The organism is Microbacterium sp. 10L49, from assembly GCF_056395125.1.
Map to the genome: position 1 here is coordinate 966,346 of NZ_JBFTIW010000001.1, position 7,960 is coordinate 974,305.

Here is a 7,960-nt window from a genome sequence, read left to right on the forward strand (position 1 = left end):
GTACGCTCTCGGGGTGCCGGGCGCTCAGTCCTCGGTGCCGAGGGCGGCGAGCCTGGCCTCCTCGTCCGCGTGGATCGCGGACTCGATGAGCGGCTCGAGCGCCCCGTCCATCACGGCATCGAGGTTGTAGGCCTTGAACCCGGTGCGGTGATCCGCGATCCGGTTCTCGGGGAAGTTGTAGGTGCGGATCCGCTCGGAGCGGTCCATGCCGCGGATCTGCGAGCGACGCGCATCGGAGGCGGCGGCGTCGAGCTCCTCCTGCTGCTTGGCCAGCAGGCGGGCGCGCAGCACCCGCATGGCCGCCTCGCGGTTCTGCAGCTGCGACTTCTCGTTCTGCATGGACACGACGATCCCGCTCGGCACGTGCGTGATGCGCACCGCGGAGTCCGTCGTGTTCACGGACTGACCGCCGGGCCCTGACGAGCGGAAGACATCGATCTTGAGGTCGTTCTGGTTGATCGCGATCTCGTCGGGCTCATCCACCTCGGGGAACACCAGCACCCCGGTGGTGGACGTGTGGATGCGGCCCTGCGACTCGGTCGCCGGTACGCGCTGCACCCGGTGCACGCCGCCCTCGTACTTGAGGTGGGCCCAGACGCCTTGGGAGGGGTCCGTGGAGGATCCCTTGATCGCGACCTGCACGTCCTTGTAACCGCCGAGATCCGATTCGGTGCGATCGAGCAGCTCGGTCTTCCAGCCCTTGGACGCCGCGTACTGCACGTACATGCGCAGCAGGTCGGCGGCGAAGAGGGCGGATTCGGCTCCGCCCTCCCCCGCCTTGATCTCCATGATCACGTCGCGGGCGTCATCCGGATCCCGAGGGATCAGCAGGCGCCGGAGCTTCTCCTGGGCGGCCTGCAGCCCCTCTTCCATGCCGGGGATCTCCGCCGCGATCGATTCGTCCTCGCGGGCGAACTCACGCGCCGTCTCGAGATCCTCGCCGGCGGCGATCCAGTCGTCATGCGCCTTCACGATGCGGCTGAGCTCGGCGTAGCGGCGGTTGACCCGCTTCGCCCGCGCGGCGTCGGCGTGCACCTCGGGGTCGGAGAGCTCTCTCTCCACCCTGCGATGCTCGTCGCGCAGCGACTCGACCTGCTCGAACATGACGACCGGATCCCTCCCGGATGAGGCAGCGTTCAGGCTGCGCGGATCAGCGGATGCTGTTCTCGGACGCGTGGCTGTGGCCGGTGCCGGTGGAGGGCTTCCCCAGCTGCGCGTTCTGCATCTGCAGCAGGAACTCGACGTTGGAATCGGTCTCCTTGAGCTTGCCGAGCACGACCTCGAGCGCCTGCTGCGGGTCGAGCCCGGCGAGGGCACGGCGCAGCTTCCAGGTGATCTTGACCTCGTCGGGGCTCAGCAGCATCTCCTCTCGGCGGGTCGAGGACGCGTTGACGTCCACGGCCGGGAAGATCCGCTTGTCGGCCAGCGCGCGGCTCAGGCGCAGCTCGCTGTTGCCGGTGCCCTTGAACTCCTCGAAGATGACCTCGTCCATCTTGGATCCGGTCTCCACCAGTGCGGTCGCGAGGATCGTGAGGGATCCGCCGTTCTCGATGTTGCGCGCGGCGCCGAAGAAGCGCTTCGGCGGGTACAGCGCCGAAGCGTCCACGCCGCCGGTGAGCACGCGGCCGGAGGCCGGAGCGGCGATGTTGTACGCGCGGCCGAGGCGGGTGATCGAGTCGAGCAGCACGACGACGTCGCGCCCCAGCTCCACCAGGCGCTTGGCACGCTCGATCGCGAGCTCGGCGACGGTGGTGTGATCCTCTGCCGGACGGTCGAAGGTCGAGGCGATGACCTCGCCCTTCACCGTGCGCTGCATGTCGGTGACCTCTTCGGGGCGCTCGTCGACGAGCACGACCATGAGGTGCACCTCGGGGTTGTTCTGCGCGATCGCGTTGGCGATCTGCTGCAGCACGATCGTCTTGCCGGCCTTCGGGGGCGCGACGATGAGGCCGCGCTGTCCCTTGCCGATCGGGGCGACCAGATCGATGATGCGCTGCGTGAGCTTCTCCGGCGCCGTCTCCAGGCGCAGACGCTCCTGCGGGTAGAGCGGGGTGAGGGCGGAGAACTCGACGCGGTTCGCGGCGTCCTCCGTGCTCAGGCCGTTGACCGAGTCGACCTTCACCAGCGCGTTGTACTTCTGGCGGCCCTGCTGCTCGCCCTCGCGAGGCTGCTTGATCGCACCGACGACGGCGTCGCCCTTGCGCAGATTGTACTTCTTCACCTGGCCGAGCGAGACGTACACGTCGCTGGGGCCGGAGAGGTAGCCGGTGGTGCGCACGAAGGCGTAATTGTCGAGCACGTCGAGGATGCCCGCGATCGGGATGAGGACGTCGTCCTCGCCGATCTCGGTCTCGAACTCGTCGACGTTCTGGTTCTGACCGCCACGGCGCTTGTTGCGCTGGCGGCCGCGGCCAGTGCCGCCGTCCTCGTCGATGTCCTGAGCGCCGCCACGGCCGCCCTGGTTGTTGCTCTGGCCGTTGTTGTTGCTCTGGCCGCCGTTGCTCTGGCCGTCCTGGCCTCCGTTGCGGTTGCGGCTGCGCGAGCGGGACCGGCTGCGGCTGCGGCCGCTCGTCTCCTCGCCGCCGTCGGCGGAATTGTCGGCAGGCTGCGCGTCGGCGGGCGCCGCGTCCGCGGGCGCCTCCTTCGCGACCGGCTCGGCTGCGGCCTCAGCCGGCGCCGCCTCGCCGGACTCCGCCGGGGCGTCGTCGGTCTTCTTCGCACGGCTGCGGCGCGGGGCCCGCGCCTTCGGGGCCTCCTCGGCCGACGCCTCGGCGGCGGGGGCGGCGTCAGCAGCGGGGGTCGCGTCGGCGGCGGCCGTCTCGGCGGGAGCCTCCTCGGTCTTCTTCGCACGGCTGCGGCGCGGGGCCTTGGCCTTCGGAGCGTCCTCGGCCGGCGTCTCGGCGGCGGACGATGCATCCCCGCCGGCGGGCGCGGACTCCGCAGCCTCCGCGGCCTTCGCGGCGGCGGTGGCCGTGGTCGCGCGGCGCGGAGCGCGCTTGCGCGGGGCCTTGGGTGCGTCCTCGGCGGGCGCCTGCTCAGCCGGAGCCGAGGTCTCGATCTGGGTCTCGGAGATAGTCTCCACGAGTACTCCTCTTGTAAGTCGTGGGAAATTCGATGCGCACACGGCAGATGCCGGGGCGCGACCGCACGATCATGCCGAGAACAGGCTGTCCCCTGCATGCCACCCGGAGAACACGCTCGCAGAGAGCTCGGTGACCGGCTCGTGGTGCGGTTTCGGGTGCTGTGCGGCTGACGCGGTAAGTGCGTCGCGGGTCGGGATCACGATTGTGACGAAGAACCCTCCGCTCGTTCCCTCACTGTACCACCCCGCACATCGACGGCGACCATCTGCGGGATCCACGGAGTGTCCGTGGCAGCCTCGGCGATTCGCACGGCTTCGAGGCGGCTGCCCGGTCCGTCGCACAGCACGAGCACGCTGGGGCCGGCGCCGGAGACGACCGCCGCGAAACCCTCGGCGCGCAGGGCGCGTACGAGTCGGTTCGTCTCGGGCATCGCGGGCGCGCGGTAGTCCTGGTGCAGGCGGTCGTCGGTGGCGTCCAGCAGCACATCGGGGCTCTGCGTGAGCGCTGCGATGAGCAGCGCGGAGCGGGAGACGTTGAACACCGCATCCTCGCTCGGCACCTGCTCCGGCTGCAGACTGCGCGCCGCCTTGGTCGACATCGTGTAGCCGGGCACCAGCACCAGCGGCGAGACGCCGCGGTGCACGAGCAGCTTCTTGTGCTGCGGGCCGCGCGCAGCCGTCCATGCGATGGTCAGACCGCCGAACAGGGCAGGAGCCACATTGTCGGGGTGCCCTTCGAGCTCCGTCGCAAGACGCAACAGCGCGTCGTCGTCGAGCTCGACGATCCCTTCCAGCAATCCCTTCGCGGCCAGCACTCCGGCCGCGACCGCGGCGCCGGACGAGCCGAGCCCGCGCCCGTGCGGCACGCCGTTGTTTGCCACGAGATGGATCCCCGGCATCGCGACGCCCGCATCGGCGAAGACGTGCGCGATCGAGCGGATGACGAGGTTGGAGGCGTCGCGGGCGATCTCGTCGGCGCCGGATCCGGAGACCTCGACGTCGATCCGTCCCGGCTCGAGTGCCGTGACCTCGAGTTCGTCGTACATGCTCAGCGCGAGACCGAGGGTGTCGAACCCGGGGCCGAGGTTGGCACTCGTGGCGGGGACGCGCACCTCGACGGTGCGCCCGGGCATCGGGCCGGTCGCAGCGTTCACCGTCACTCCCCCTCGACCCGCAGCACCGACACCACGCGGGTGACGGCGTCGCTGTCGGCGAGGCGGGCGACGGTGTCGCTGAGAGCCTGCTCGGTGGCGCGGTGGGTGCCGATCACGAGGCGGGCGGTGCTGCTCTGCTCGCCTCGCTCGATCGTCTGCAGCGCGGTGGCGATGGAGACGCCGTGGTCGCTGAGGATCCCGGCGACGGTGGCGAGCACGCCGGTGACGTCGGCGACCTCGATCGTGATCTGATAGCGCGTGGTGATGTGTCCGAACGGCGCGATCGGCAGGCTCTGCCGAGCCGACTCCCCCACGCCCACACCGCCGGCGATGTGCCGGCGTGCGGCCGAGACGACATCGCCGAGCACGGCGGACGCGGTCTGCACGCCGCCCGCGCCGGCACCGTAGAACATGAGCGGACCGGCGGCCTCAGCCTCCACGAAGACGGCGTTGTTGCCGCCGTGCACGCTCGCCATGGGGTGCTCCCGGTCGATCAACGCCGGGTACACGCGCACCGAGACGGCGTCGCCGCCGTCCTCGGACAGACGCTCGCACACAGCCAGCAGCTTGATCACGTAGCCCGCTCGGCGGGCGTCGGCGATCATGTCGGCGGTGACGGACTCGATGCCCTGGCGGTGCACGTCATCGATCGAGACCTGCGTGTGGAACGCGAGGCTGGCCAGGATCGCGGCCTTCTGGGCCGCGTCGTAGCCCTCGAGATCGAGCGTGGGGTCGGCCTCGAGGTACCCGAGGTCGGTGGCGATCTGCTGCGCCTCCTGGGCGCTCAGGCCCTGGCGGTCCATCGAATCGAGGATGTAGTTCGTGCTGCCGTTGACGATTCCGAAGATCCGCTTGATCCGGTCGCCGGCGAGCGAGTCGCGCAGGGGGCGGATGATCGGGATCGCCGCGGCGACCGCCGCCTCGTACGACACCGATGCGCCGACCTGATCCGCGGCCTCGAAGATCTCGGCCCCGTGAGTGGCCAGCAGGGCCTTGTTGCCGGTGACGACATCGGCGCCGCTGCGCAGCGCCTGGAGCACATAACCGCGCGCCGGCTCGATGCCGCCCATGAGCTCGATCACGATATCCGCACTCTGGATCAGCACCTCGGCATCGGTCGTGAGCAGCTCACGCGGCAGTTCCGCGTCGCGAGGCGCATCGACGTCCCGGACGAGGATCCCTGCGAGTTCCAGCCGGGCGCCGCTGCGCTCGGCCAGGTCGCCCTGATGCTCGAGGAGCAGGCGCGCGACCTGCGACCCCACGGATCCAGCCCCGAGCAGGGCGACGCGCAGGGTACGGCGGGTGCCGTCGAGTTCCGTCATGCTTCTCCTTCTCCGGTGCGGGCACCGGTGCGCTCCTTCGTCCGCGGAGCGGCGATGCCGGCATCCCTGGAGAGGAGGTCGTCGAGGGTCTCCCCCCGGACGATCACCCGCGCGTGACCGTCGCGCACGGCGACGACCGCGGGACGCGGGGTGTGGTTGTAGTTGCTGGCCAGCGCGTGACAGTACGCGCCGGTCGCCGGCACCGCGAGCAGGTCGCCCGGGGTGACGTCGGAGGGGAGGTACTCGTGATCGACGACGATGTCCCCCGATTCGCAGTGCGAGCCCACGACCCGGGCGAGCACCGGTGCGCCGGTGCCCTCGCGTGAGGCGATGCGCGCCGAGTACTCGGATCCGTACAGGGCAGGGCGGGCGTTGTCGCTCATGCCGCCGTCCACACTCACGTAGAGGCGCTCCCCTCGGTCGCCGAGTGAGACCTCCTTCGTGGTGCCGACCTCGTAGAGGGTCACACCGGCCTGACCGACGACGGCGCGCCCCGGCTCGAACGCGAGGGTCGGGAGCGGGATCCCGCGCACCTCGCACTCACGCGCGACCGCCTCCACGATGGCGGTGGCGAGCTCCTCGATCGGCGTCGGATCGTCGGCCGCGGTGTAGGCGATGCCGAAACCGCCGCCGAGGTTGAGCAGGGGCAGCTCCCCGCCCTCACGCAGCTCGGCGTGCAGCTCGACGATGCGCGAGGCGGATTCGGCGAAGCCGGCGGAACCGAAGATCTGCGAGCCGATGTGGCAGTGCAGGCCGTGCAGCTTCAGGCTCGGGATCTCCCGGATCCGCTCGACGAGAGCCGGCGCGGATTCGAGCGGGGTGCCGAACTTCTGGTCTTCGTGGGCGGTGGCGAGGAAGTCGTGCGTCTCGGCGTGCACGCCGCTGTTCACCCGGAGCAGCACACGCTGCGCGAAGCCGCGTCGTTCGGCGCCGTGACGCTCGGCGATCGCGCCGAGGCGCTCGATCTCGATCGCAGAATCGAGCACGATCGTGCCGACGCCGACCTCGACCGCGCGCTCCAGCTCGGCGACGCTCTTGTTGTTGCCGTGGAACCCGATCCGCGAGGGTTTCACGCCCGCGGCCAGGGCGATCTCGAGCTCGCCGCGGCTGCAGACGTCGACGCGCAGGCCCTCCTGCGTGACCCAGCGAGCCACCTCCGTGCTGAGGAACGCCTTCCCGGCGTAGTAGACGCGCGCCTTGGTGTCGTGAGCGGCCGCGGCAGCGTCGAAGGCCGCCTTGATCCTGGCTGCGTGGGCGCGTACCTCCGCCTCGTCCAGCACGTAGAGCGGGGTGCCGAAACGGGCACGCAGCTCGGCGACGCCGACGCCACCGAGTTCCAGCTGTCCGTCGGCGTCGCGCCGTGCGGAAGCCGGCCACACCCCCGGGGCGAGATCGTTCGGATCGGCCGGTTCCTTCAGCCAGTCCGGGGCGAGCGCGTCGGGCGATGCGGGAAGCACAGGGCACCAATCGTCGTGTGTGTCTCGGGTGTTCGAGCCCGGCCCAGAGCGTGCCGAGTTCTGAGAATTCTAAGGCACCGCATCCGTCCGCCCCGACGGGTGTGACGTCCCGGGACGGGGCCGCGCGGCACGGTGGCGAGTCTGGTTGGATGAGCGGATGCGCGGATTCCATCACGTCGAACTCTGGGTCGCCGACGTGGCGCAGTCCGCCGTCGAATGGGGTTGGCTGCTCGGACAGGTCGGGTTCGAGCCGGCGGATGTCTGGGCAGAGGGCCGCTCGTGGCGGAACGGCGACGCCTACCTCACGATCTGCTCGGCTCCGGCGCTGCACGGCCCCGGCCACGACCGCAGGCTGGCCGGATTGAACCATCTGGCGTTCCACGGCGGAACGCGGAGCGACGTCGACGCGCTGATGGCGGCCGCCGCTTCGCACGGCTGGAGCGCTCTGTACGACGACCGGTACCCGCATGCAGGAGGCCCCGGCCACTATGCGGGTTGGCTTGAGAACAGCGAGGGGTTCAAGGCCGAGGTCGTCGCGACGGAGGTCTGAGAGCGCATCGGAAGCCCTCTTTCCTGACTTTCCTGACGTCGCCGCAAGCGATCGCGATGGGTCGGAACGGCTCGGGGCGGCGTCGGAATCCCGGGCTCTCGCGTTCCGGAGGCGGGTCAGAATGGCGCGGCTTTATCGACGGGTGGCGGGTCCGGTTCGTCGGTGGTGAAGGTGACGGGGGCGGGTGGTTTGTCGATGTAGGTCGAGCCGGTGGGGCTGGTCCATTCGAGGACGCCCGCGCCCTTCTGTTTCACGGCCCACGTGGTCTGGTGTTTGAGGACGTGGTGTCGGCGGCAGAGTCCGCCGAGGTTGCCTTCTTCGGTGGCGCCGCCGTAGGCGGCGTCGATGGTGTGGTCGAGGTCTTGGGCGGTGGGTGGGAGTCCGCAGGTGGGGAA

7 protein-coding genes are annotated in these 7,960 nt (G+C 70.3%); 1 reads left to right on the forward strand and 6 read right to left on the reverse strand.

Annotated elements, in window-relative coordinates; all coding sequences use genetic code 11:
- Positions 1-24: 24 nt before the first annotated feature.
- From prfA to lysA, 5 genes are all read right to left on the reverse strand, one after another.
- Positions 25-1,104 carry a peptide chain release factor 1 gene (gene prfA / locus AC1DCT_RS04585; protein ID WP_441975973.1) on the reverse strand — a complete coding sequence of 360 codons (1,080 nt, stop codon included), beginning with the start codon at positions 1,102-1,104 and terminating at the stop codon, positions 25-27.
- Positions 1,105-1,150: 46 nt separating this feature from the next.
- Complete coding sequence (rho, locus tag AC1DCT_RS04590; protein ID WP_477427728.1) at positions 1,151-3,082, reverse strand: transcription termination factor Rho; 1,932 nt, start codon at positions 3,080-3,082, stop codon at positions 1,151-1,153.
- Between the two features lie 197 nt (positions 3,083-3,279).
- Positions 3,280-4,215: a homoserine kinase gene (thrB, locus tag AC1DCT_RS04595; RefSeq protein ID WP_477427757.1), complete on the reverse strand. Its 936-nt coding sequence runs from the start codon at positions 4,213-4,215 to the stop codon at positions 3,280-3,282.
- Between the two features lie 23 nt (positions 4,216-4,238).
- Positions 4,239-5,558, reverse strand: coding sequence for a homoserine dehydrogenase (locus AC1DCT_RS04600; protein ID WP_477230702.1), 1,320 nt, complete (start codon positions 5,556-5,558; stop codon positions 4,239-4,241).
- A complete protein-coding gene (gene lysA / locus AC1DCT_RS04605) occupies positions 5,555-7,015 on the reverse strand; it encodes a diaminopimelate decarboxylase (protein WP_477427729.1) in 1,461 nt (486 codons plus the stop codon). Before lysA ends, AC1DCT_RS04600 begins: the two co-directional genes overlap by 4 nt.
- Positions 7,016-7,172: 157 nt before the next feature.
- Here lysA and AC1DCT_RS04610 point away from each other — a divergent pair, with 157 nt between their 5' ends.
- The gene (locus tag AC1DCT_RS04610; protein WP_441975969.1) at positions 7,173-7,565 is read left to right on the forward strand and encodes a VOC family protein; all 393 of its coding nucleotides are present in this window, start codon (positions 7,173-7,175) and stop codon (positions 7,563-7,565) included.
- Between the two features lie 116 nt (positions 7,566-7,681).
- On the opposite strand, the gene AC1DCT_RS04615 is transcribed toward AC1DCT_RS04610, so the two are convergent.
- On the reverse strand, positions 7,682-7,960 hold a 279-nt coding region (locus AC1DCT_RS04615; RefSeq protein WP_477427731.1), incomplete at its 5' end, for an HNH endonuclease signature motif containing protein.